We start from the raw sequence: 21,968 nt of genomic DNA, 5'->3' as shown, positions 1-21,968 counted from the left end.
CTTAGGCCTCCAATTCTCGTTGGAGTTTTTCAAGACCATTCTCTAAGTCTAATGCTGTCATCACATCATCTAAACGAATTCCCAATTCGATAAGTGTAATTGCTACCGCAGGCTGAATTCCTGTAATAACCACTTTGGCACCCATTAATCCAGACATACTGATGACATCTCCTAGAACTTTAGCGATAAAAGAGTCTATAAAGTCGATTGGTGTTAAATCGATAACTACTCCACGCGCACTTGTTTCATGCATCTTGGTAAGTAAATCTTCTTGGAATTGTAACGCCGTTTGATCATCAAGCTCCCATTGAATTGAAACAATCAGACAGTCTTTTAATTTTAAAATTGGAATACGTAAGTTCAATCCTCTTCCACCTCCACGATTTTGCGGTTTGTCCATGCCAATGCTTGTTCAACACCACGTTGCAAAGTGCTTGTAGTAGTGAAATCTTTCAAATTAATTCCTAAAGTGACGATTGTTTGTGCAATTTCAGGACGAATTCCGACCAACATACACTTCGCCCCAACTAAACGAACTGCGTCTGCTGCCTGAATGATATGATGTGCAACCATTGTATCCACAACTGGTACGCCCGTTATATCCAGCAACACGACTTCAGCACGATGTTTTACGACACCGTCCAACAAGTTTTCCATTATCAGTTTTGCACGCTCTGTGTCGATTGTGCCGACAAGTGGCATAACTGATATTTTGTCAAAAACCGGAATCAATGATGCTGAAAGTTCCTGTAACGCAATTTTTTGCAACTGCACAGTACGTTCCCATGTTTTAGCATACGTTTCTACAATGCCATCACGCATAGGTGTAATCCAATTAGCGAAAACCAAAACATATTCCTTCATATTGCTCTCTGTGATGGTTTCATTTTGTTCCAACATATCGTAAACAACTTGTGAAAAATGAGTGATTGCTTTCATGACAAAGCTGATTGACCAGCCAAAACGAACAACTTTGCTTGTAAATTCGTTCAGACGATTCACATAGTTTTTCTCACCTTCAAATAGGTTGGAAATCATTAACTCTGCAAATTCACGACTTGTTTTGTCGATGACATCTTGCGACATTATTTGAAAGAATCGTTCCTCTGAATCGTCTTTCATTAATTCCTGCCATCTGACAAGTATTTCATCTATATTATCTTGAATGAATGTTGCCATCTGTTTATTCATACAGTTTGGTGAAGCCTCCTCGAATCAAATTCATATGTTCCTGCTATTGTATCTGAAAATTGCCAACTACACACGTTTTTTAAATTGGGACCAAAAAAACATCGTACACAAAATCTGCGCACGATGTCCTTTATTATGTATGATTAAAACTTTACGAGGCCGAGACTAATTTCAAGCGCCTCATCTACTTCTTCCATCAGTACATCATCCAGCTGGGTAATTTTATCCGTCAGCCGCGATTTATCAATCGTACGCAATTGTTCAAGCAAAATAACAGAATCCCGTTCAAACCCATACTTTTTAGCATTGATTTCTACATGTGTTGGTAATTTTGCTTTTTGAATTTGCGCAGTGATAGCCGCAATGATGACTGTAGGGCTGAAACGATTCCCGATATCGTTTTGTATCACCAGAACGGGCCTTGTTCCACCTTGTTCAGACCCGACTACTGGTGATAAGTCAGCAAAAAAAACGTCACCACGTTTTACGTTCAAGATTTCATCCTCCGCTTACGAGACGCTCCACCGTATGCTCCGCTTCGTATTCCAAATGCAGACACTCGCTTGCAATTGACAAGTTGATATGGGACATTTCCACGTAGCCCTTGATCATCGCTTCTCGTATAAGATTGGGTTGAACCTGTTTAATCACTTTTTTTGTCGAAATATAAACAAACTCTCCTGGCTCAGCCAGTTGTTGCTCTTTCTGTCTATCAAGATCGTTCACAAATTTTCGTGGGAGTTTTACGATAACTTCCTTTGTTTCTCTCTTTTCATTCACAGTCAACACCTCCGACAAACCCGTCCCTCTTTTCAATACTTTTCTATCTTACCATTCAAAACTTGGTATGAGAAGACAAAGAAGGAAAATATCTGACAATATTTTTAGTTTGGTCGGTTTATGTCGAACACTATTGCGGATATGTCCTTGGCACTCTATTCGTCAGTACACAAGGAATTTCGTACGATATTGTTTGCAGTTTCTGTGCCCACTCTTCAATAGTTATTAGTTCATTTCCTTGTCTTCCAATTAACACAACTGGTTCGCCAACCGGAACATGTCCATCCAGACGAACCATACACTGGTCCATACAAATTCTTCCGATGACCGGCAAGCGTTTCCCTTGAATCAATACTTCTTGTCCACTCAACCCCCGGAGCATACCATCCGCATAACCGATTGGAAGTGTGGCTATCCACTCTTCCTCATCGGCAGTGTAAGTAGCACCATAACTGATGGTAGAACCTTGAACCACTTTCTTGACATGCACAACTTCAGTTTGCAAACTCATTGCTTTTTCCAATGGAAAAGGAAGTCCATTATCAACATGTGCTGATGGTGATATTCCGTACATCGAGATCCCAAACCGTACTGAGTCAAATAATGATTCTTTGTGCATCAATGCAGCTGCACTGTTCGCAGTATGAATACATCGTGGTTTTTCAGGAAAGCAATGCAAAAACGTTTTGAACTTTTCTAGCTGACGTGTAAATTGGTCCATATCTTCATCATCAGCCGTCGCATAATGAGTAAAGACGCCATCAATCACGACATCTTGTCGATGATTGATAGTTTGAATAAGCGTGCTTAATTCTGATTCCGTAGTTACACCTAACCTACCCATGCCAGTGTCAATTTTAATATGTATTTTCAGCTTTTTGGGTAAGGACGGAATGTGAAGAAACCAATCATTTTGAAAAACGGTAAGCATAATATCGTGCTGGCTGGCAGCATTTGCAAAGGATGGGGGAGATGCACCTAACACAAGAATGGGCGATTCGATGCCACTTTCCCGCAACCGAATCGCTTCATCTGGTGTGGCAACGGCAAGCATGCTTGCCCCCGCTTCTATTGCAGCAGTCGAAACTTCATAATCACCATGTCCATAAGCATTTGCTTTTACTACCGCGATCACATCACTAGATGGACCAATATGTTTCTTCAGATTAAGTATATTCATTTTTATTGCATTCAAATCAATTTGTGCGAATGTTGGTCGATAAAAATTAGATGGTTGCATGGCTATACCTCATTTAAATTACGATAGTTAGAATAATTGTTTTATTTTAAATCATCTGCAGTCATCGATGAAGCCACTGTTATCATTTCTTCACGAGACATCGAATCTGTTGCTAAGAAGAATTGAATGCCGTTCTGTTCCCAAGTGATTGATTGATCTGTGATGGCCCCGATTGCAAATCCAAGATCGGCAGGGTCGCCAGCAGCAAAAACAGGTACTAAGTCAGCAGATTTTTTCGTAATTGGAGATTGAATGAGCGTAAACTCTTTTTTACCACCATACGTCATGATTACTCGTTCTTGTGTATCATTTTTAATCACTTTTTCCTCCAGCTTATCTACGCCTTCCCACTGTAAAGCAGGGTAATGCGTTTTGAATACTGGTACCTCAGCATCTTTACTTGCAGTTTCATTCTCTGTTTTTTCTTCAGAAGGCATATCCGCTTTGTAATCGGCAGCACTTCTTGAAGTTCCTAATGTAATCTTATCAAAAGTAATCAAGATTTGTTCTTGTTTTTGATCATTTAAGATAGATACTTTTGTCGGAAGTAATGTTTTCTTACTGATATGGATTTGTTGTGTCGGCAACATTTTCTGATGACTGTTTCTAGTTTTTGTTTCAAAGATATACGAATTTTTGTTTTCTGTCATTTTCGACCCTTTATCCGCTTTAATATCTTGTGCTAAAGACCCGATTAAATAGGCTTGGCTATTTTTTTCCGGCCAATCACTCTGGAATTTGTAAGTCTTACCTAATGTAGGGGTAATCACAAATACGCCTTCTTTATTTCGAACAATCGTTTGTGAAACATCTTCTTCCGCTTGGCTAACTTTCACACGGTAAAATTCTGGTTTTGTGTGCCACACACTGACATCGTAAAGACGTGGTTCAGAACCTGTACTGATTTGCATCTGTGCTTCTAACTCATACCCTTTCGTGTCAACCCATTTACTACTCAACTTCTTCAACACATCTTCTTTTGACTCTGCCCCACATGCTGTTAACAAAAGCATTAACAGTACAACTAACCCTGCAAATAAACGGCTACGCATAAATCCACCCTTTCTCATATCGATCCGTTAAAACATCTTATGAAAGAGGGACAGGGATTATTCAACCAATATTACTTGGGCTGCGGCGAATTGTTTTGTGTGTGTAATACTCACATGACCGTTGACTTCTTGTCCTTTAAAATACAGGACAGGTTTTCCCACATTGTTTGAAATCACTTCAATATCCTGAAAGCTGCAATGCTTTCCAATGCCAGTCCCTAATGCTTTTGCAAATGCTTCTTTCGCTGCAAAACGACCAGCTAAAAATTCAAGTTGTCTTGCTTCTTTCAAATTAGTAAAGCGCTCCAATTCACGTACAGTCAGAATACGGCTTTTAAATTTAGTCGTAAGCATATGTGCATCTTTGATACGTTCAATTTCTGTCACATCCAAGCCAATTCCTTTAATCATGCAACACTTCTCCTTTCAACCCATGGCATTTTCACGGTATAATATTTACATAGAAATTCGAGGTGAATTCATGTTTAGTCGTACAGAAAATTTTTCACAATACATTAAGTCTTACCCAGTGGTTTCTACAATTATTGCCCTTAATGTTATCATTCATTTGCTTACATTAGTCCCAGTCCTTGGCCCAGTGCTATTTAATTATGGAGCAGGTGTCAATTACCTAATCTCCGATGGACAATGGTGGCGTTTCATCACGCCAATGTTTTTGCACGCAGGTTTAATGCATTTACTGTTCAATATGTTTTCACTATATTTGTTTGGACCTGAACTTGAAAAGCTCGCAGGAAAAGTCCGTTTCTTAACCATTTATTTCATGGCAGGATTATTCGGTACCGTTGCAACTTTCCTTTTGCAAGACGCTAGTTATGTTCATGTTGGTGCAAGTGGTGCTATTTACGGACTGCTCGGGGCTTTTGGTGCACTGGTGTACTATGCACGCAAAACATTACCCCAACTTCGTCAAATCATTTTACCGATCATTGTCATCAGTATCGTCATGACCTTCTTAACACCAAACATTAACGCTACCGCTCATTTAAGCGGTTTGGCTGTTGGTTTCCTGATTGGACTTAGTTACTTCCATCCTCAACGAATCATTAGCTGGAAAAAGAGAAAAAGATAGGACAGCCTTATTGTGGCTGTCCTTTTTCTATAGCTTCATACTTGGAAGGTTCGTACCAAGTCATGACTTCCTCAATATCTTTTACGTTTAAATGATCCACTTTAGCAGTTGTTCCAAGCATTCCCGACTTGATTGTGGTTTGAATGGAAGCGAGCTTTTTTCTTTTTTGGAAAGGACTTTGTTTCATTTGAAGAGATTGCATTCTTTTCTTTTCGATGAAGAACGTGTATTTACTAATCCCTCTGTATCGCAAAGATAACTGGTTACGATTAAGTGCAAATGCAGCAGAATGATGTTGCCACAGAGCCAATAGGATCACAATCGGAAACAGTAATAATGACAATAATCCATATGGATAGTAAAAATAACTGACCGCAACCATCACTGGAATCATCCATAAGAAGTCAATACGATAATAAAATGATTTAGCTCGTTTTGGAGAAGATGTCCATTCAGGTTCAAAGTCGAAATCAACGAACAATTGATTTAACGGTTGTTTGATTTCACTTTTTTTAACAAGCGGGAATAGTTTTATGTTTTTATCATGCTCCTCTAGGGAACCCCCTGCACTTTCAACAATAACCGTACAATAGCCGAATAATTGGCGCAATGGATTCTCGACAATACGAATCCCTTGAACACGCCCAATCGGAATGGAAACTTTTTTCTTCTCCAGCAAACCGCGAGTCAAAACAATCTGGTCGTTTTCCTGGACAATCGTAAATTGGTAGTAATTTAAAGTTGTCAGAATGACGGAAATTAACCATGCGAACAATAAAACCATAAAAATACTAATTGCCACAATGAAAAAGCCGAATTTCAGAAATACAACGAACTCATCGTAAATCTCCTTGTACGGAATGATATCCGAAAACTGGGACATGAACACAGCTAACCCAGAGAATACGACACCAATCCCTCCAGATGTAGTGGCCAGAATGATTAAATCCTTCATGGACATTTTATAAATTGGAACAGCAGAATCTAAGACCGATTCATGGTTTTGATCTTCCGTTAATGTTACTTCAGCTTTCGTTATAGACGTTTTACGTTTTTTTGCATTCGCCAATTCTGTTTCGATCCGCTTTGCATTATCTCTGGTAATGGCTGTAAGTTCTGCTTCCGCTTCTTTTGCAGATCCTGAACCAGCGGTCTCGATCGTTACTTTTACAAGTTTGAAAGGTCGATGTAAAATACTTTCGGTATAGTTCAAGCTTTGAATACGTTCAAAAGGAATATAGCGTTTTTTCTTTACAAACAATCCATATTCAATCCGTAATTCATCCTCTTCAAACCAGTAAACAAAACGTTTCCACTTGATGATTCCACTACCCAAAATGAACGCCAGTACCAAAAACCCCACAATATAAGGAACAAAATCCGTCCAATGGCCGCCTCCCGAGGAATCGCCTTGAAATCCATTTACAACAAAAATTAAGACAAACGGAAAAATTAAATCCTTTAAGCCTTTAATGAAATTTACTACTGCTGAAATTGGATGGAGTTTAAAACGTTCGTTAGACATCATCTTCCGCCACCCTTGCAAGTGTCGATATGCGAATTCTCATTTCGTCCGCTTCACTTGTAATAAGTGCCGGAATCGTATGATTTGTTGCAGCAGTCGAGATTGTAATAGAAGCTAAATCATATTTGCGTAAAATGGGTCCTTGTTCCGTATCTACATGCTGGACCCGGATCATTGGCACTAGTGTCCGCTTGATGACAAAGAGTCCGTGCTGAAGTTCAATCTCCTGTTCCCTAACTTCATATCTCCAACGAAGCCATCGTAATTTAGGAAATAAATAAACAAAAATGTATGTATATAGTATAGGAAGCACTACACAAATAACCCATACCCACCATGGCCCTTCCAACCACCAATTTAAAACTCCGGCACCTATTGCCAATAACCATATAATGGCGGAATGCATCAAGCCGTACAATCTCCACACCTTTAATCCTTTTGGTGAGATCTGATTAATTGGTTCATTTCTCATGTGAACACCTACTTTCTACTATGCATACGATTCTACAGTAAAAACGTTTCATAAAAAAGATAATGGTAGAGATGTATTATCAGTTCTGGGTTGTCTATTCGCGTTTCAACCATTCACAATCTAAAAAAACCACAGCCCATAAGGACTGTGGTTTTTGAAATTTAATTAGCTTTCACGACGTGAAGATGTACGTGGACGTCCACCGCGGCTTGAAGAGCCCTCACGTGAAGAAGAAGAAGAAGCTCCGTCACGACCGCCAGTACGGCGAGATGGACCACGATCTGAGCTACGACCTGAACCTGAAGAAGATCTGCCTCCGCCGCTACGGTTGTTGCCTTTATAGCCACCGCCACCGCTGCGTCCGCCACCACCGCTGCGCTCTTTACGAGCTGGCAATGGGCGTTCTTCAGAGATTGATACAGGTGTATCACTTGGTTCGCGAGTCATTGATTTCAATGCAGCAGCGATTACGTCAACTGCTTCATATTTCTCAAGTAATTCCGTTGCGAATGAACGGTAATCACCGATATTGTTTTTGTCTACAATTTCAGATAATGATTCAACCGCTAAACGCTGTTGACCAATTAGAGCCTCATCTGAGCTTGGTGGACGAAGTGGTGACATACGTTTTTTCGTTGTTTCTTCAACGATACGTAAGTAACCCATTTCACGTGGAGTAACGAAAGTTACTGCCACACCACTTTTACCTGCGCGGCCTGTACGACCGATACGGTGAACATAGCTTTCAGGATCTTGTGGAATATCATAGTTGTAAACGTGAGTAACACCAGAGATATCAAGTCCACGAGCAGCTACGTCTGTTGCAACAAGGATGTCAATTTTGTTTTCTTTAAATTGACGAAGAACTGACATACGTTTCGCTTGGCTTAAATCACCATGAATACCTTCTGCTAAATAACCACGGATGCTTAGAGCATGTGACAATTCGTCTACGCGACGTTTTGTACGACCGAAGATAATTGCAAGTTCAGGTTGGTGTACGTTAATAACACGAGAAAGGATATCGAATTTTTCACGCTCATGCGATTTAACGAAAAATTGCTCGATGTTTTCAACTGTCATTTCTTTTGATTGAATTTTAACTACTTCAGGCGTTTTCATGAATTTTTCAGCAATTTTACGGATTGGTGTTGGCATTGTAGCCGAGAACAACAATGTTTGACGTTCTGCTGGAACACTTTCCATAATTGTGTTGATATCTTCAATGAAGCCCATGTTTAACATCTCATCCGCTTCGTCTAAAATAAGCGTTTGAACGTTATCAAGTTTCAATGTACGACGGTTAATATGATCAAGAATACGACCAGGTGTACCGACGATTACATGTGGGTTATTTTTCAATGCACGGATTTGACGTCCGATTTCTTGTCCACCATATACAGATAAAATTTTCACACGTTTGTCTTGGCCGATTTTGTAAAGTTCTTCAGAAACTTGGATCGCCAATTCACGAGTCGGTGCAATAATTAAACCTTGGATGTTAGAGTTTTTCGGGTCAACCTTTTCAACCAATGGAATACCAAACGCTGCTGTTTTACCAGTTCCTGTTTGTGCTTGACCGATAATATCGCGGCCTTCCATTGCAAATTTGATTGTACCTTCTTGGATTGGTGTTGCTTCTTCAAAACCCATACGTTTTACGGATTTTAATGTTGATTCGCTAATATTTAATTCTGAAAAATTTGTCAAAATTTAATCTCCTTTTTGTTTACATTTGACAAATGGTTACATTTTCAGATGAAGTTGCGGCAAATTCGAGCCTATACGAGGAACGTTTCCGTTACTTAAAATTCTCTGTAGAGTTATCAGAGGGGACTTATATTTAAAGGAAAGCCCGGTCTTTTGCCGAGCGGTTCGATCAGTGGGGAGCATGTTCAAAGCGTATGCATCACGCTGTCTCTTGTGACCTGTTGGTAGCCTTTGTAAAGTTCTTATTGAGAACGAGGCTATTGTGATAGCTCACATTTTTGATGTTTGAAACTAAACATCCTACCCTAAAAAATTGAACAAACCGTTATGTTCAAAAAAAAGAGCTCTTCATCAAAACCCGAAGAGTCTTTACACAAAATGTATCCATTGCTCTAATCACTTTAACACGGATAAAGACAATATGCAATTAATCAACCACAGTCGTAATAATTAGTTTTCTCATTCTTTTCCAAAAAACTTAACACTTCATCGAACCATTCATCGCAATCCTCGCTATAGCATATGAGATGCTTGCCGCATTCTGAAATAACCATGCTTTTCTCTTCTGAACCCAATCGATCGTACAAATATTGTGCAGAAGTGAATGGAACAATCCCATCTTTTTTGCCTTGCACAATACATACCGGTACTGTGACTGACTCATAATAAGGCTCGACCATTTTTACGACTCGCATAAACTCAATCGCGGCTCGAATTGGCGTATGAGTTAATTTGTATTCGTATAAATGGTAAAACGCATTGGTTGAAAGATTCCCTTGCACGACATCAGCTACGATATCTTTAACATCTTCCAATATTTGAACGCCATTAATGTATTTAGCAGATGCACTGAGAAGAACGAGACGGTCAATCTTGTAGCGCAAAGATAAATAAAGGGCAATCAGTCCACCCATTGAAAAACCGACAACGACCACTCTGTCCACTTGCTTTTGCAATAGTCTCAAGGCCAGTTCAGCTTCCATCATCCAATTTTCCGCCGTCAACTCTGTTAATGATAATGTAGGTCCATGTCCAGGCAACGTAGGGACTTTGACAATCCAATCCGTTTTCTCTTCAATATTTTGCACAAAAGGCTCAATTTCATACGGACCTCCTGTAAATCCATGAATGCATAATAGACCGGTTTTCATTTTTTTCAGTCCCCTTTAGAATCGCAACTCTGACTTGTTCGATACAGTTGTGATACCCAGTTCACCTTTTTTTAAACGCTTCATGCGACCATATTGAACATACAAAAAGGAAACTCCATTAAGCAGAGTTTCCTTTTGAGTAAAGTATTAATTAATCACATGTTCTAGTGCCATTCCACGAGATCCTTTTATTAAAGTGATGGAATCTGCTGATGTATGGCTTTCCAACATAGTGCGAATTGGTTCATAATCCTTTTCCGACCAAATTAGATGTCTTTCATCGAACGATTTCTGCAACTTGTCATATAACCATTTCATGCGTGAACCATATAAGCAAACACCAGCAAAATCTTCCGATTTAATCTGATTGGCTAAGTCTTCATGATAGGCCTGTTCTTCAGAACCTAGTTCCAGCATATCCCCAAGAACCAACCACTTTTCAGGACGAATTGTTGTTTCACGAATAAAGGTAATAGCGGCACTCATAGAAGTCGGTGCTGCATTATACGCATCGTTGATAAACAATGATCCGTTCTTAGCAGGAATGACTTGCATCCGCATATCTGTAAGTGAAACATTTTTCAAGGAATCTAGAATTTGTTCGTTTGATAAGCCAGCCTCTTTGGCAATCAATATCGCGACCAATGCATTTTTGACTTGATGCTTTCCTAAAACCGGAATCATAAAATGTGAGTCAATCAGTCCAGTCACATCAAACTCACTGCCATTCTCCGTCGCTTGAATCGATTGTGCTGAAATGTCATTTGACGTATTTGTCCCGAATGAAATGGTTTTAATAGTAGAAGATCCATTTTCATCATTGAACTTTTGAATGAATGGCTTCAGAAGCGGTTCGTCTCCATCATAAAATAGACAACCATTACCTTGTAAACCGGCAACGATTTCAAACTTCGCTTTGGCAATTCCTTCACGCGAACCTAAGTCTTGCATATGGGCTTCACCGATGTTGGTTATCGCAACGTGATGCGGTTTAGCCAAGTTTGAAAGGAACTCAATTTCTCCATAGCCACTCATACCCATTTCAAGGATGGCAAACTCTGTGTCTTCATCCAACGACAAGATCGTAATCGGTAATCCCAAGTTATTATTGAAGTTTCCTGCCGTTTTTTGGACACGGAAATAAGGAGATAGTACACCCGCCACCAAGTCTTTAGTGGATGTTTTCCCATTTGATCCCGTAATGCCAATGAACGTTGCCGGATGATTTTCCCGATATGCACGTGCCATTTGCTGCAACGCTATTTCACTGTCTTCTACAAAAAGCAAAGGAAGATTTTGTGGAGGATTTGGTTCATCCTTCTGCCAAAGAGCTGCTGATGCTCCTTTTTCAAAAGCTTGAGTCACATATTGATGACCATTCACTTTTTCACCTTTGAACGGAATGAATAAATCTCCAGGTTGAATGGTTTTAGTATTGATCGATACGCCACTTACCGTGACATCCGGTGTTACTTCGTCATTTATGTGTAACCACTCAGCAACTGTTTGTAATGATTTTTTCAAAATTATTCACACTCAATCCATTGTATAGTGTAGTTGTTGTTTTTCGGCATGTCTTTCGATGGCAAGCTCAATCAGCTGATCGATTAATTCCGCGTAATTCACGCCTGTGTGTTGCCATAACAATGGGAACATACTGAATGGCGTGAAGCCAGGTAATGTATTCACTTCATTAATTAGCACTTCATCTGCATCTGTTACAAAGAAGTCAGCTCTCACTAGTCCTGAGCAATCCAATACTTTAAAAGCCTTGATTGCGTTGTCTTGCAAAGTAGCTTCCACTTCTTCAGTGACGTCCGCAGGAATTATCATCGCCGTGTTGCCGTCTTTGTATTTTGCTTGGTAATCATAAAAATCTTTCAACGGTTTGATTTCACCTGGCACAGAACATTTCGGCGAATCGTTACCTAGTACACCCATTTCAATTTCACGTGCTTTAACGCCCTGTTCGACGATAATTTTGCGATCGTACTTCAATGCCATATCCACAGCTTCGATTAACTCTTCACGAGTTGAGGCTTTGCTGATTCCCACACTTGAACCGAGGTTTGCCGGTTTAACGAAAACTGGCCAAGCTAGTTCTTTCTCCATTTTTCCAATCAAATTCTCTTGGTTTTTTTGCCATTCTTTACGGATGAAATGAACGAATGGTACTTGTTTCAGACCAGCAATCGCGAAGAGCTGTTTCATGATGACTTTATCCATTCCGGCAGAAGATGCTAGAACACCATTACCGATGTAAGGAAGATTCAATACTTCAAGCAATCCCTGTACAGTTCCATCTTCGCCATTTGGTCCATGTAAAAGAGGGAAAATCACGTCCAGCGCGTTTGCGTCTGTCTCTTGTTGAGACGGTAAGAAGCTGGAAATATTATTAGGCAATTCTTGATTGAATGTATTATCAAATTGCAATTGTTCAATTGTTTCTACCGGCGCCAATAATTGGGCACCTTTACGCCATTCGCCTTCATGTGTAATGTATATTGGAAACACATCATATTCATTGAAATTTAAAGCTTGTGTCACTGCACGAGCTGTCGATAAAGATACTTCATGTTCGGCAGATTTCCCACCGTATAATAAACCTATTCTTTTTTTCATTTTAATACCTCCACAATATTGGATACTGTTATTTTAACATGAACCATGTTTACCCACGTACACTAATCAAAAAACAATCCCTTGCACTCATCTTTGCAAGGGATTGTAGTTAGAATCGGATGGTTTCGTCCGGATTTTGTTTCATGACTGCAGTTAATTCGTCCCATATTTCATCGGGGAATACCGATTCTGGCAAAGAACGGATTTCTAAATCATAGCTTGCTTTTGATTTTTCGAGTTTGAATAACGAAAGCAGTACGCCTTCCTTCATCAAAGGTTTATGTGTAATAAATTGGTCCACCGTCAGTTCAGGGTAACCTTCTTTTTGTTTCCTGCGCCAAAAAGGAGCACCCCTCTCTTTGTCACGGACCACTTGATTTAGTATATTAACGACCAAATGAATTGAATCATTCAATTCACGAAAATAAATTTTCGTCATACTCTCTTCTTCATTGGATAAATAGACGTATCGATTTTGGAGTTGATAATAAAATGGTGATCGAATCGGTTCTTTTTTATGCCCGATATATAATAGTTCTGCTTGTTCCTGAGGCGTTAACATATTGAGTCTGCGTTCATCTGCAAAATCAATCCATCTCAAATCAGTTGGTTTATCCATAAATTCTTTGGTAAATGACAAGACCTCTTCATCTGGTACAAATTCCAGCTGGGTATGCATGTTAAAAGAACTATCTTCGTATTCATGCTTAAGTAACAATAGATGTTGCAATGGTCCTGCATTTTGGACAAATTGTTGCATTGTAAGACCGCTGAAGATCACAAATTGATCAGCCTCGTTCATATGTATATAAATATGGTGAAGGTAATCTTCTGTATCACGTGCCTTTTTCACCATTATCATCACTCCATTCCTCCTTTCATTATAATCTCACTTTGAGAAGAATGAAACATTTTAAGATGTTCTTCGTCAGTACATACTGCACAAGCATTTGCTTATCTTTTACGGTATAATTGATAAGTTATAACTTTAAATTAGAAATTCAGGTGACAACTATGGAAAATAACAAAGGATTTGCTGATCGTTTCGACTGGACGTTGGCTTTTATATTATTACTGCTATTCATTGTAAGTTTGTTCGCAATTTCGTCTGCACAAACATCAGGTCAATACCCGATTAATTTCATCCCTAGACAAGTTTTATGGTACATCGTGGGTGCAGTGATTATAGGATTCACTATGTTATTCGAACCCGAACAATATAAAAAGATGTCGTGGGTTCTTTATGCTATTGGGATTCTCATTTTAATTGCCCTTGTTTTGGCACCGGGCGGCGAAGGTCAAATCGCTGAAAAACGTGGTGGAGCAAAAAGTTGGTTCCACTTACCGGGTATCGGGAGCATTCAACCGTCGGAATTCATGAAAACGTTCTTTATTTTAGCAATGGCACGCATGATTAGTAATCATCATGAAAATTTCGTGTTAAAAACAATGAAAACAGACCTGATTCTATTGGGGAAAATCATGGCGACGGCACTTATACCTTTACTGTTCATCATGCAACAGCCAGACCTTGGTACTTCACTTGTATTTTTGGCCATCACCGCAGCAATGATTATTGTGGGTGGTGTCACATGGAAGTTGATTGTTCCGATTTTTGCGGGAACCGCTTTAATCGGAGGTTCCTTGCTCTGGATGGCTGTTTTCATGCAGGATTTTCTTTCGGAAAAATTCGGCTTTAAGCCTTATCAGTTCGGTCGTATTTATTCATGGCTTGATCCGTATTCCTATTCAACATCGGAAGGCTATAACTTGATTAATGCGATGACCGCAATCGGCTCTGGTGGAATTACCGGTAAAGGCTATCAAGGACGTGAAGTATACGTTCCTGAAAATCATACGGATTTTATATTCACGGTAATCGGTGAAGAGTATGGATTTATTGGTGCAAGTATTGTCGTGAGTCTGTTTTTCTTGCTGATTTACCACTTGACCAAAATTACATTAACGCTGAAAGATCCATTTAGTACGTATGTATGTGCCGGCATTATTGCCATGATAACATTCCACGTATTCCAAAACATCGGGATGACCATTCAGCTATTACCGATAACGGGTATCCCGCTTCCTTTTATCAGTTATGGGGGTAGTTCGTTAATGGGGAATATGCTGGCTTTAGGATTGGTGTTCAGCATGAAATTCCATCACCGCACGTATATGTTTGGTTCTTCTGACGATGAATAATAAGAAAGGATTACGCAATTATCGCGTAATCCTTTTTTGTTTAACGTACATTTGCGCTAGCCGCACGTTCCGTATGAGCCACCAAGTATGCAAACTACATAACAGTTAGGAGGCTAGCTGTTTTGTCTGCGGAAAGGGAGCCGGTTCCCACTAATTTTTATAAGAATCATTTTAAAAATTATCAAAAGTTCGTATAAAAAAACACCTACTTTTGAGTAGGTGTCTCGAATGTGTGATCTAAGTTGTGGATTCAGCCTTGAGCATGTGGAGTCTGAGTTGGTGCAGCGAGTGCTTTTAACATTTCGAGACGAGACTTGGTAAGCGTTACGGTGACACCCAACTTTGACAAGTTCGAAACGATTTTTCGCAAATCAACTTCTTTCGTCATCCAATCCACCTCTATCTTTCCTCTAGTTTAGGAACGTATTCATTTACTAAAAGGTTCAGGTTCAAGAAAATCGTTTTATTAATTTGACTTTCTATTTTATACACTTATTATACCACGTTTAGCCTTTTTTAAATCTTTCAATTTTGTTACATATTTTAGTCCTTTGTAAATCATACTAACCATTATTATAAGGAGGGATTCTTGTGAAAATTAAAGACATCATGTCACGAGATATCGTGACATGTACACCTACCGATTTAATATCGGAAATTGCCCAAAGCATGCGTGCTTTGGACATCGGATGTATGCCAGTAGTTGAAGGTTCACGTGTAATCGGGATGATTACTGACCGAGATATCGTTACAAGGTCTGTTGCAAAAAATGGCAAGCGTCTTGTAAAAGATGTCATGTCGGATGAAGTCATTTCTGTAGGTCCTGAATCTACTTCTCAGGAAGCGGCTGAAATCATGGCGCAACACCGTATCCGCCGACTGCCTGTCATCAAGAATGAACAACTTGTTGGCTTCGTAGCTCTTGCAGATTTATCTGTACCAAGTGAGACAGCACATGAAGCTTCTCAAGCTCTCCATGAAATTTCAGAACCGAGACATCTTTAAACAACCCCCCAAACTTATTTTTCAAGTTTGGGGATTTTTGATTCTCTTTTCTTTACATACCCCCCGACGGTACTTTATACTTAAGAAAATCTGGAGGTGATAAAATCATGACCACTAATACTGATGCTTCACCACCTGAGGAACCTCTAGAACCAACGACTTGTAGAAAAAGCCATCATCCAGATTCCATAAAAAAAGATTTAACCACCCGGCTAAACCGAATTGAAGGACAAATACGCGGGATTAAAGGCATGGTTGATAAAGATGTGTATTGCGATGATATTATTACCCAATTATCAGCAACTCAATCTGCCTTAAACAGTGTTGCAAAAGTTCTTCTTGATGGTCATTTAAAAGGCTGTGTGAAAGAACGATTAGCTGCAGGCGAAGATGATGTGCTGGATGAATTACTAACAACGGTTCAAAAACTAATGCGAAAATAACGAGGAGGAATTCCAATGGTAGATCACGTTACATTAAAAGTGGAAGGTATGTCTTGTGGACATTGTGTTAAAGCAATTGAAAGCAGTGTTACAAAAATTTCTGGTGTTGATAACGTGCAGGTACATCTGGAAAACGGCACAGTGGGTGTTGAATTTAACAAAGACGTAGTTGAAGTTGAAAAAATTACGAATACGATTGAAGAGCAAGGATACTCGGTAGCTAAATAAATATTAAAATAAGACTGCGAAATTCGCAGTTTTTTTTCAACATTTTATATACCCCGTAAAGGTATATATAAGGAGGTAAAATTATGATTGAAACTCAACAAGAATTATCGATAACCGGTATGACTTGTGCAGCCTGTGCAAATCGGATTGAAAAAGGGCTTCAGAAAATGGAAGGTGTATCTTCCGCTACCGTTAACTTTGCAACTGAAAAAGCACATATTACATACGATGCGAAAACCATTCAACCGAATCAGTTAGAAGACCAAGTACGCGGACTTGGCTATGACGTAATCAGTGAGCAAGTTGACCTGAGAATTCAAGGAATGACTTGTGCAGCTTGTTCAACCCGTATTGAAAAAGGATTGAGTAAATTGCCTGGTGTAAATGAAGCAGCCATAAATTTAGCGCTTGAAACAGGAAAGATTTCATTTAATCCTAATCAGACAAACCCACATGACATTGTGAAGAAAATCCAAGATTTAGGGTACGATGCAACTTTCAAAAATGATGCAAAGGCCGAAGCCATTGATTATAAAAAGGCTGACATTCAAAAGAAAACTCGTTTGTTCTGGATTTCTGCCATTCTATCACTTCCCCTTTTATGGACAATGTTAGGACATTTTTCATTTACTTCATCGTTATATGTTCCAGAGCTTTTAATGAATCCATTTGTTCAATGGGCATTAGCGACACCGGTTCAATTTTGGATTGGCTGGATGTTTTATAAAGGGGCGTATTTTGCACTTCGCAATAAGAGTGCCAATATGGATGTCTTAGTTGCTCTCGGTACTTCGGCAGCTTATTTTTACAGTGTTTATCTCGTATTGGATAGCTTGCGACACGGGGAAACACATATGCTCGGGCTGTATTTCGAAACAAGTGCAGTGTTGATTACCCTTATTTTACTAGGGAAAGTCTTCGAAGCGCGTGCGAAAGGGCATTCTTCAGATGCTATAAAGAAATTAATGAATCTTCAACCGTCAATAGCCATAATTGAGGAAAATGGCCAGACGCGTGAAATCCCTATAGAATCTGTGCAAAAAGACGATATCTTGCTTATTAAGCCAGGTGCATCCATTCCTGTTGACGGCGTTGTCCTTTCCGGTTCATCTGCGGTGGATGAATCCATGCTTACCGGAGAAAGTTTGCCTGTTGAAAAAGCACAAAATGATGAAGTCTTCGCTGCAACAATCAATGCGAATGGAGCACTGCGAATAAAAGCTGCAAAGATCGGTAAAGAAACCGTTCTGTCTTCCATTATCCGTGTGGTTGAAGAAGCACAAGGATCCAAAGCTCCGATACAAAGATTGGCAGACCGAATCTCGGGTATATTTGTGCCGGTTGTTGTAGGTCTTGCTCTTCTGACTTTCGTAGTTTGGTACCTTTTTGTGGACATCGGTAACTTTGCCTCGGCACTGGAAAGTACTATTGCTGTACTGGTCATTGCTTGTCCATGTGCGCTTGGGCTTGCAACTCCTACTTCAATTATGGCGGGTTCAGGTCGCTCGGCTGAGCTTGGGATATTATTCAAGACAGCTGAAGCAATGGAAAACACAAAATCTATAAATACGGTTGTGTTCGATAAAACTGGAACCATCACAAAAGGTAAACCTGCTGTAACAGAGTTTATTGTTGCAAATCAACAGGATCGACAAACACTTATTCTGTTGGCTGCGGCTGCCGAAAGTAATTCTGAGCATCCAGTAGCACATGCGATTACTTCTTTTGGCAAGGAAATCAATGAAATCCCGTATAAGAGTTCTTCATTTGAGGCGATTCCAGGGCACGGCATTAAGAGTACTATTAATTCCAAAGCAATTGTCATTGGTACACGTAAACTTTTGTTTGACCACACGATCGAGTTAGACTCGGCATTGGATCAAGCTCCTTCACTCGAACAGGATGGGAAAACGGTCATGTTCATGGCCGTTGATGATGTTCATGTCGCCACGATTGCAATCGCCGATCAAGTAAAAGAAACTTCAAAGGAAGCTATTCAAAAGTTACAGCAAATGGGCATTCACGTGGTGATGTTAACTGGCGATCAGGAAACAACCGCGCAGGCGATTGCGAGACAAGTTGGCATCAAGCATGTCGTTGCAGGTGTCTTCCCTACGAAAAAAGCGGAAGTCATCACTTCACTGAAAGATGAAGGTCGCAAGGTTGCCATGGTCGGTGACGGCATCAATGACGCTCCAGCTTTAGCCGTTGCTGATATCGGAATTGCCATGGGCACTGGAACGGCCGTTGCGATGGAAGCGGCAGACGTAACATTGATGCACGGAGATTTACTACGTGTACCTGAGACAATACTCATGAGTCGGTTGACAGTACGAAATATTAAACAAAATTTATTCTGGGCATTAGCCTACAATTCAATCGGCATCCCGATTGCGGCTGTCGGATTACTCGCACCATGGGTTGCTGGGGCTGCCATGGCATTTAGTTCGGTTTCGGTTGTATTAAATGCACTGCGTCTTCAACGTGCTAAACTTTAATTTTCTCCCGCAGAATACGATCTGCGGGTTTTTTTCCACATATAATAAAGCATGAATTTTTATATGTATTATCTTTCTTTCAAGTTTTTATATGTCTAGTTCCACGCACCCTCAGGTTAGGTATGCGCTTCACACTTTTCTTTTTGTCCTTTGTTGTTTGAAGGTTGATTTGCGAGTAAAATGAATTATATGGATTGAGTTTAGAAAGCGGGTTCTTTTGAATGAAGAAAGCCATTTTGTTATTGATGTCTGTACAATTTTTTGTGTATTTAGGTTTTGGAATCATCATTCCAATTTTGCCTGAGGTAGTTTTGGAGCAGGGTTACAGTGAAGTTCACGTTGGCGGATTACTGACGATTTATGCATTAGCTTCCTTCTTTACAGCTCCACTGTGGGGTTCATTATCGGATCGAACAGGAAGAAAAAAATTAATTCTGATTGGCCTATTAGGTTTCAGTATGAGTTTTTTGATTTTCGCTCTCTTTATTGAGCAGCTGCCGATGTTGTATGTCTCACGAATCGTCGGAGGTATTTTTTCCGGTGCATTATATACAGCCGTTACCGGGTTTGTAGCTGATATGACGACTGAAGAAGAACGCAACAAATATATGGGCTTGCTTGGGATGTCAATCGGACTCGGTTTCATTTTCGGACCTGCTATTGGCGGTGTCCTTGGTGGCCTTACACTGCAACTTCCCTTCATTGTTTCGGCTTTATTGATATTAGCCTTGATGGTGTATGCGGGTCTTTTATTAAAAGAACCGGCATCTAGAGGGGAAGCAAGAAAAAGAGCCATTGTGCCAAAAGATGCCAACAAACTCTGGCAGTATCGAATTCGCTACCTCTTCTTGTTCTCATTTATGGTGACGTTTCTGCTTGCAGGTCTGGAAGCTACATTCCAGTTGTTCCAGATTGATAAAATATCGATTACTCCTCTGCAACTCGGCTATTTATTTATGGCAAGTGGTTTAGTAGATGCCGTTATTCAAGGCGGTGTCGTTCGACGTGTGAAAAATGGTCAGGAAACGAAATGGATTATGGCGGCACAGGTAGTAACAGCCATTGGACTGATACTATTGCTATTTACAGGTAGCCTTCTGTGGGCCGGCTTTGCACTCAGTGTCTTTACGGCCGGAAATGCACTTGCACGAACAGTATTGGTTTCATTGACGACAAAAGAGTCTGGTGGCAGATATGGAACAGCGGCAGGCATGACGTATTCGATGGACAATATGGGTCGTATTATCGGTCCCCTTCTGTTCACATGGATTTTTACCGTACAGCCAGATAACGTATATGTTTTATCAGCTGTTCTTGCGCTGATTTCTATTGTCTTAATTATCTTGTTCCGCAACTCCAGTAAGTCATTGAAAAACGAAAATCCAGCCTCCTCATGATTTGAGGGGCTGGATTTTTTTAATGAGTTGATACGGCTTTAATTGGTTCAGAAACCATTTCTTCTTCCAAATCCGGATGTGCTTGTTTCATAACGGATGGTCGAAGCATGTAAATGACGGCTGCCAACATAATGGAGCTTGAAGCAAGCAATACATATTGTGCAGGTACGATATCGAATAAGAAACCGAACAACACCATCGCAAGTGGCATCAATGACATAGCCATCGTTTCAAGGAGTCCGAAAACCCGACCTCTGTACTCCTCCGCTATTTGTTTTTGCATCATGACGCCAATCGGTGTATTAACAAAAATCATAGCGACACCGAATGAGAACATGAGAACGAAATAGAAACTGACAATCCCCATATAAGAAAGAGTCACAAGTAAGGGCAGCGTGGCAGTGGCCATCAGAAGCCCCATTATAATAATCCCTCTTTTCGAGACAATAAGCGGAAACTTAATATCCTTGCGTGCGGATAAATAAATGGAAGCCAAGAGCATTCCGATAGACAGTGCTCCTTCCGTTATACCGAAATGGGCGGATTGAACCTTCAGTTCTTCTACGAGGATGTAAGAATAACCAACCGTAAACGCACCGAAAAAGAAATTGATTACTAACGCTACCCATACGATTACCGAAAGTACCCTGTGCTGTTTCAAGTAAGTGATGCCAGCTTTCATGTTTTCAAGCATCGTTTCTTTTTTCTCTTCTATAAATTCAGCCGCTTTCTTCGAGTACAAATTGAAATCCATAGTGGATTCAAGAATGACAGCAATGATGTAACTGACCATGTGAATGATGAGGAACATTTTCATGGATACCAGACCGAACAATAGACCTCCTACCGCAGGTCCTCCTATTGATGCGATTGACATTGACATTTGATTGAAAGACATCGCTTTTTGAATTCTTGCATCATCCACCAAATTTGCAATGGAAGAACTGAATGTAACCCCAGAAAACAACGAGGTAATTGATAAAATGATTTGCGTAATATAAATGGCGATCAGTGAAAGACCAAAAGTTAAACTAACAACCAATAACCCGCCTACCGCCAACACACTGCATATCTGTGCAACGATAATGATCATTTTTTTCGAATATTTATCCGCTGCATACCCTGCAAACGGCGCAACAAGAACTCTTGGCAGTATGCTGCAGATCAGCACTATAGCGAAGCTAGTTGCAGAACCTGTTACCGATAAAATATAAAAGCTAATTCCAAACGAAAAGACACTGACACCGAACGTCGAAATTAATTTACTAATGGTGAACGTCCACAAGTGATAGGTCGCTTTTTTTAACTTCATGGATTCTTCCATGACTCATTCCCCTTTTCGAAAGTTTAATTTAATTA

At 40.0% G+C, this 21,968-nt stretch carries 23 protein-coding genes; 7 read left to right on the top strand and 16 right to left on the bottom strand.

Annotated elements, in window-relative coordinates; genetic code table 11:
• Window position 1: 1 nt before the first annotated feature.
• From AC1DSK_RS05125 to acpS, 7 genes are all read right to left on the bottom strand, one after another.
• Window positions 2–364, bottom strand: coding sequence for an STAS domain-containing protein (locus tag AC1DSK_RS05125; protein ID WP_016429761.1), 363 nt, complete (start codon window positions 362–364; stop codon window positions 2–4).
• On the bottom strand, window positions 361–1,191 hold the full coding sequence (locus tag AC1DSK_RS05120) for an RsbT co-antagonist protein RsbRA (RefSeq protein ID WP_016429760.1): 831 nt from the start codon (window positions 1,189–1,191) through the stop codon (window positions 361–363). The genes AC1DSK_RS05125 and AC1DSK_RS05120 overlap by 4 nt, the downstream gene beginning before the upstream one ends.
• Window positions 1,192–1,334: 143 nt before the next feature.
• Window positions 1,335–1,685 (bottom strand): type II toxin-antitoxin system PemK/MazF family toxin, encoded by a 351-nt coding sequence (locus AC1DSK_RS05115; RefSeq protein WP_016429759.1) that lies wholly within the window; start codon window positions 1,683–1,685, stop codon window positions 1,335–1,337.
• A 4-nt stretch (window positions 1,686–1,689) separates the two neighbouring features.
• Window positions 1,690–1,971: a transcriptional regulator gene (locus AC1DSK_RS05110; protein ID WP_477546895.1), complete on the bottom strand. Its 282-nt coding sequence runs from the start codon at window positions 1,969–1,971 to the stop codon at window positions 1,690–1,692.
• 130 nt (window positions 1,972–2,101) lie between these two features.
• The gene (gene alr / locus AC1DSK_RS05105; RefSeq protein WP_477546894.1) at window positions 2,102–3,211 is read right to left on the bottom strand and encodes an alanine racemase; all 1,110 of its coding nucleotides are present in this window, start codon (window positions 3,209–3,211) and stop codon (window positions 2,102–2,104) included.
• A 41-nt stretch (window positions 3,212–3,252) separates the two neighbouring features.
• Window positions 3,253–4,263, bottom strand: coding sequence for a LolA family protein (locus tag AC1DSK_RS05100; protein ID WP_477546893.1), 1,011 nt, complete (start codon window positions 4,261–4,263; stop codon window positions 3,253–3,255).
• A gap of 57 nt (window positions 4,264–4,320) precedes the next feature.
• Window positions 4,321–4,674: a holo-ACP synthase gene (gene acpS / locus AC1DSK_RS05095; protein ID WP_016429755.1), complete on the bottom strand. Its 354-nt coding sequence runs from the start codon at window positions 4,672–4,674 to the stop codon at window positions 4,321–4,323.
• 70 nt (window positions 4,675–4,744) lie between these two features.
• Here acpS and AC1DSK_RS05090 point away from each other — a divergent pair, with 70 nt between their 5' ends.
• Entirely contained in the window at window positions 4,745–5,356 is a 612-nt protein-coding gene (locus AC1DSK_RS05090; RefSeq protein ID WP_477546892.1) for a rhomboid family intramembrane serine protease, read from the top strand.
• 7 nt (window positions 5,357–5,363) lie between these two features.
• On the opposite strand, the gene AC1DSK_RS05085 is transcribed toward AC1DSK_RS05090, so the two are convergent.
• The 7 genes from AC1DSK_RS05085 to AC1DSK_RS05055 all read right to left on the bottom strand — a co-directional run bounded on the left by AC1DSK_RS05085 (window position 5,364) and on the right by AC1DSK_RS05055 (window position 13,698).
• Window positions 5,364–6,881, bottom strand: coding sequence for a PH domain-containing protein (locus AC1DSK_RS05085; protein WP_477546891.1), 1,518 nt, complete (start codon window positions 6,879–6,881; stop codon window positions 5,364–5,366).
• Entirely contained in the window at window positions 6,874–7,353 is a 480-nt protein-coding gene (locus AC1DSK_RS05080) for a PH domain-containing protein (RefSeq protein ID WP_477546890.1), read from the bottom strand. The genes AC1DSK_RS05085 and AC1DSK_RS05080 overlap by 8 nt, the downstream gene beginning before the upstream one ends.
• 165 nt (window positions 7,354–7,518) lie before the next feature.
• A complete protein-coding gene (cshA, locus tag AC1DSK_RS05075; protein WP_016429751.1) occupies window positions 7,519–9,063 on the bottom strand; it encodes a degradosome RNA helicase CshA in 1,545 nt (514 codons plus the stop codon).
• A 431-nt stretch (window positions 9,064–9,494) separates the two neighbouring features.
• Window positions 9,495–10,214, bottom strand: coding sequence for an alpha/beta hydrolase (locus tag AC1DSK_RS05070; RefSeq protein ID WP_477546889.1), 720 nt, complete (start codon window positions 10,212–10,214; stop codon window positions 9,495–9,497).
• A 147-nt stretch (window positions 10,215–10,361) separates the two neighbouring features.
• Window positions 10,362–11,738: a UDP-N-acetylmuramoyl-tripeptide--D-alanyl-D-alanine ligase gene (locus tag AC1DSK_RS05065; protein ID WP_477546888.1), complete on the bottom strand. Its 1,377-nt coding sequence runs from the start codon at window positions 11,736–11,738 to the stop codon at window positions 10,362–10,364.
• A gap of 12 nt (window positions 11,739–11,750) precedes the next feature.
• Window positions 11,751–12,836 carry a D-alanine--D-alanine ligase gene (locus AC1DSK_RS05060; protein WP_477546887.1) on the bottom strand — a complete coding sequence of 362 codons (1,086 nt, stop codon included), beginning with the start codon at window positions 12,834–12,836 and terminating at the stop codon, window positions 11,751–11,753.
• 109 nt (window positions 12,837–12,945) lie between these two features.
• Entirely contained in the window at window positions 12,946–13,698 is a 753-nt protein-coding gene (locus AC1DSK_RS05055) for a hypothetical protein (protein WP_477546886.1), read from the bottom strand.
• 152 nt (window positions 13,699–13,850) lie between these two features.
• Between AC1DSK_RS05055 and AC1DSK_RS05050 the strand changes: the two genes are divergently transcribed.
• Window positions 13,851–15,038, top strand: coding sequence for an FtsW/RodA/SpoVE family cell cycle protein (locus tag AC1DSK_RS05050; RefSeq protein ID WP_477546885.1), 1,188 nt, complete (start codon window positions 13,851–13,853; stop codon window positions 15,036–15,038).
• Window positions 15,039–15,288: 250 nt separating this feature from the next.
• On the opposite strand, the gene AC1DSK_RS05045 is transcribed toward AC1DSK_RS05050, so the two are convergent.
• A complete protein-coding gene (locus AC1DSK_RS05045; protein ID WP_477546884.1) occupies window positions 15,289–15,426 on the bottom strand; it encodes an Lmo0850 family protein in 138 nt (45 codons plus the stop codon).
• Window positions 15,427–15,629: 203 nt separating this feature from the next.
• On the opposite strand from AC1DSK_RS05045, the gene AC1DSK_RS05040 reads away from it, so the two are divergent.
• The 5 genes from AC1DSK_RS05040 to AC1DSK_RS05020 all read left to right on the top strand — a co-directional run bounded on the left by AC1DSK_RS05040 (window position 15,630) and on the right by AC1DSK_RS05020 (window position 20,609).
• Complete coding sequence (locus tag AC1DSK_RS05040; protein WP_342542893.1) at window positions 15,630–16,043, top strand: CBS domain-containing protein; 414 nt, start codon at window positions 15,630–15,632, stop codon at window positions 16,041–16,043.
• A 107-nt stretch (window positions 16,044–16,150) separates the two neighbouring features.
• Complete coding sequence (locus AC1DSK_RS05035; protein ID WP_477546883.1) at window positions 16,151–16,486, top strand: metal-sensitive transcriptional regulator; 336 nt, start codon at window positions 16,151–16,153, stop codon at window positions 16,484–16,486.
• A 15-nt stretch (window positions 16,487–16,501) separates the two neighbouring features.
• Complete coding sequence (gene copZ / locus AC1DSK_RS05030; RefSeq protein WP_477546882.1) at window positions 16,502–16,714, top strand: copper chaperone CopZ; 213 nt, start codon at window positions 16,502–16,504, stop codon at window positions 16,712–16,714.
• Between the two features lie 83 nt (window positions 16,715–16,797).
• On the top strand, window positions 16,798–19,212 hold the full coding sequence (locus AC1DSK_RS05025) for a heavy metal translocating P-type ATPase (RefSeq protein ID WP_477546881.1): 2,415 nt from the start codon (window positions 16,798–16,800) through the stop codon (window positions 19,210–19,212).
• 221 nt (window positions 19,213–19,433) lie between these two features.
• Window positions 19,434–20,609, top strand: a complete 1,176-nt coding sequence (locus tag AC1DSK_RS05020) for an MFS transporter (protein WP_477546880.1) — start codon at window positions 19,434–19,436, stop codon at window positions 20,607–20,609.
• 19 nt (window positions 20,610–20,628) lie between these two features.
• On the opposite strand, the gene AC1DSK_RS05015 is transcribed toward AC1DSK_RS05020, so the two are convergent.
• Window positions 20,629–21,933, bottom strand: coding sequence for an MFS transporter (locus tag AC1DSK_RS05015; protein WP_477546879.1), 1,305 nt, complete (start codon window positions 21,931–21,933; stop codon window positions 20,629–20,631).
• Window positions 21,934–21,968 lie beyond the last annotated feature (35 nt).

The sequence above is a fragment of the Paenisporosarcina sp. P4_B8 genome (assembly GCF_056402175.1).
This window is presented reverse-complemented; position numbering and strand designations above follow the sequence as displayed.

Coding starts and splice junctions, on each gene's coding strand:
- AC1DSK_RS05120 (WP_016429760.1), bottom strand. CDS start 1,191: ATGAATAAACAGATGGCAACATTCATTCAAGATAATATAGATGAAATA.
- alr (WP_477546894.1), bottom strand. CDS start 3,211: ATGCAACCATCTAATTTTTATCGACCAACATTCGCACAAATTGATTTG.
- AC1DSK_RS05100 (WP_477546893.1), bottom strand. CDS start 4,263: ATGCGTAGCCGTTTATTTGCAGGGTTAGTTGTACTGTTAATGCTTTTG.
- acpS (WP_016429755.1), bottom strand. CDS start 4,674: ATGATTAAAGGAATTGGCTTGGATGTGACAGAAATTGAACGTATCAAA.
- AC1DSK_RS05090 (WP_477546892.1), top strand. CDS start 4,745: ATGTTTAGTCGTACAGAAAATTTTTCACAATACATTAAGTCTTACCCA.
- AC1DSK_RS05085 (WP_477546891.1), bottom strand. CDS start 6,881: ATGTCTAACGAACGTTTTAAACTCCATCCAATTTCAGCAGTAGTAAAT.
- AC1DSK_RS05080 (WP_477546890.1), bottom strand. CDS start 7,353: ATGAGAAATGAACCAATTAATCAGATCTCACCAAAAGGATTAAAGGTG.
- AC1DSK_RS05070 (WP_477546889.1), bottom strand. CDS start 10,214: ATGAAAACCGGTCTATTATGCATTCATGGATTTACAGGAGGTCCGTAT.
- AC1DSK_RS05060 (WP_477546887.1), bottom strand. CDS start 12,836: ATGAAAAAAAGAATAGGTTTATTATACGGTGGGAAATCTGCCGAACAT.
- AC1DSK_RS05055 (WP_477546886.1), bottom strand. CDS start 13,698: ATGATAATGGTGAAAAAGGCACGTGATACAGAAGATTACCTTCACCAT.
- AC1DSK_RS05050 (WP_477546885.1), top strand. CDS start 13,851: ATGGAAAATAACAAAGGATTTGCTGATCGTTTCGACTGGACGTTGGCT.
- AC1DSK_RS05045 (WP_477546884.1), bottom strand. CDS start 15,426: ATGACGAAAGAAGTTGATTTGCGAAAAATCGTTTCGAACTTGTCAAAG.
- AC1DSK_RS05035 (WP_477546883.1), top strand. CDS start 16,151: ATGACCACTAATACTGATGCTTCACCACCTGAGGAACCTCTAGAACCA.
- copZ (WP_477546882.1), top strand. CDS start 16,502: ATGGTAGATCACGTTACATTAAAAGTGGAAGGTATGTCTTGTGGACAT.
- AC1DSK_RS05025 (WP_477546881.1), top strand. CDS start 16,798: ATGATTGAAACTCAACAAGAATTATCGATAACCGGTATGACTTGTGCA.
- AC1DSK_RS05020 (WP_477546880.1), top strand. CDS start 19,434: ATGAAGAAAGCCATTTTGTTATTGATGTCTGTACAATTTTTTGTGTAT.
- AC1DSK_RS05015 (WP_477546879.1), bottom strand. CDS start 21,933: ATGGAAGAATCCATGAAGTTAAAAAAAGCGACCTATCACTTGTGGACG.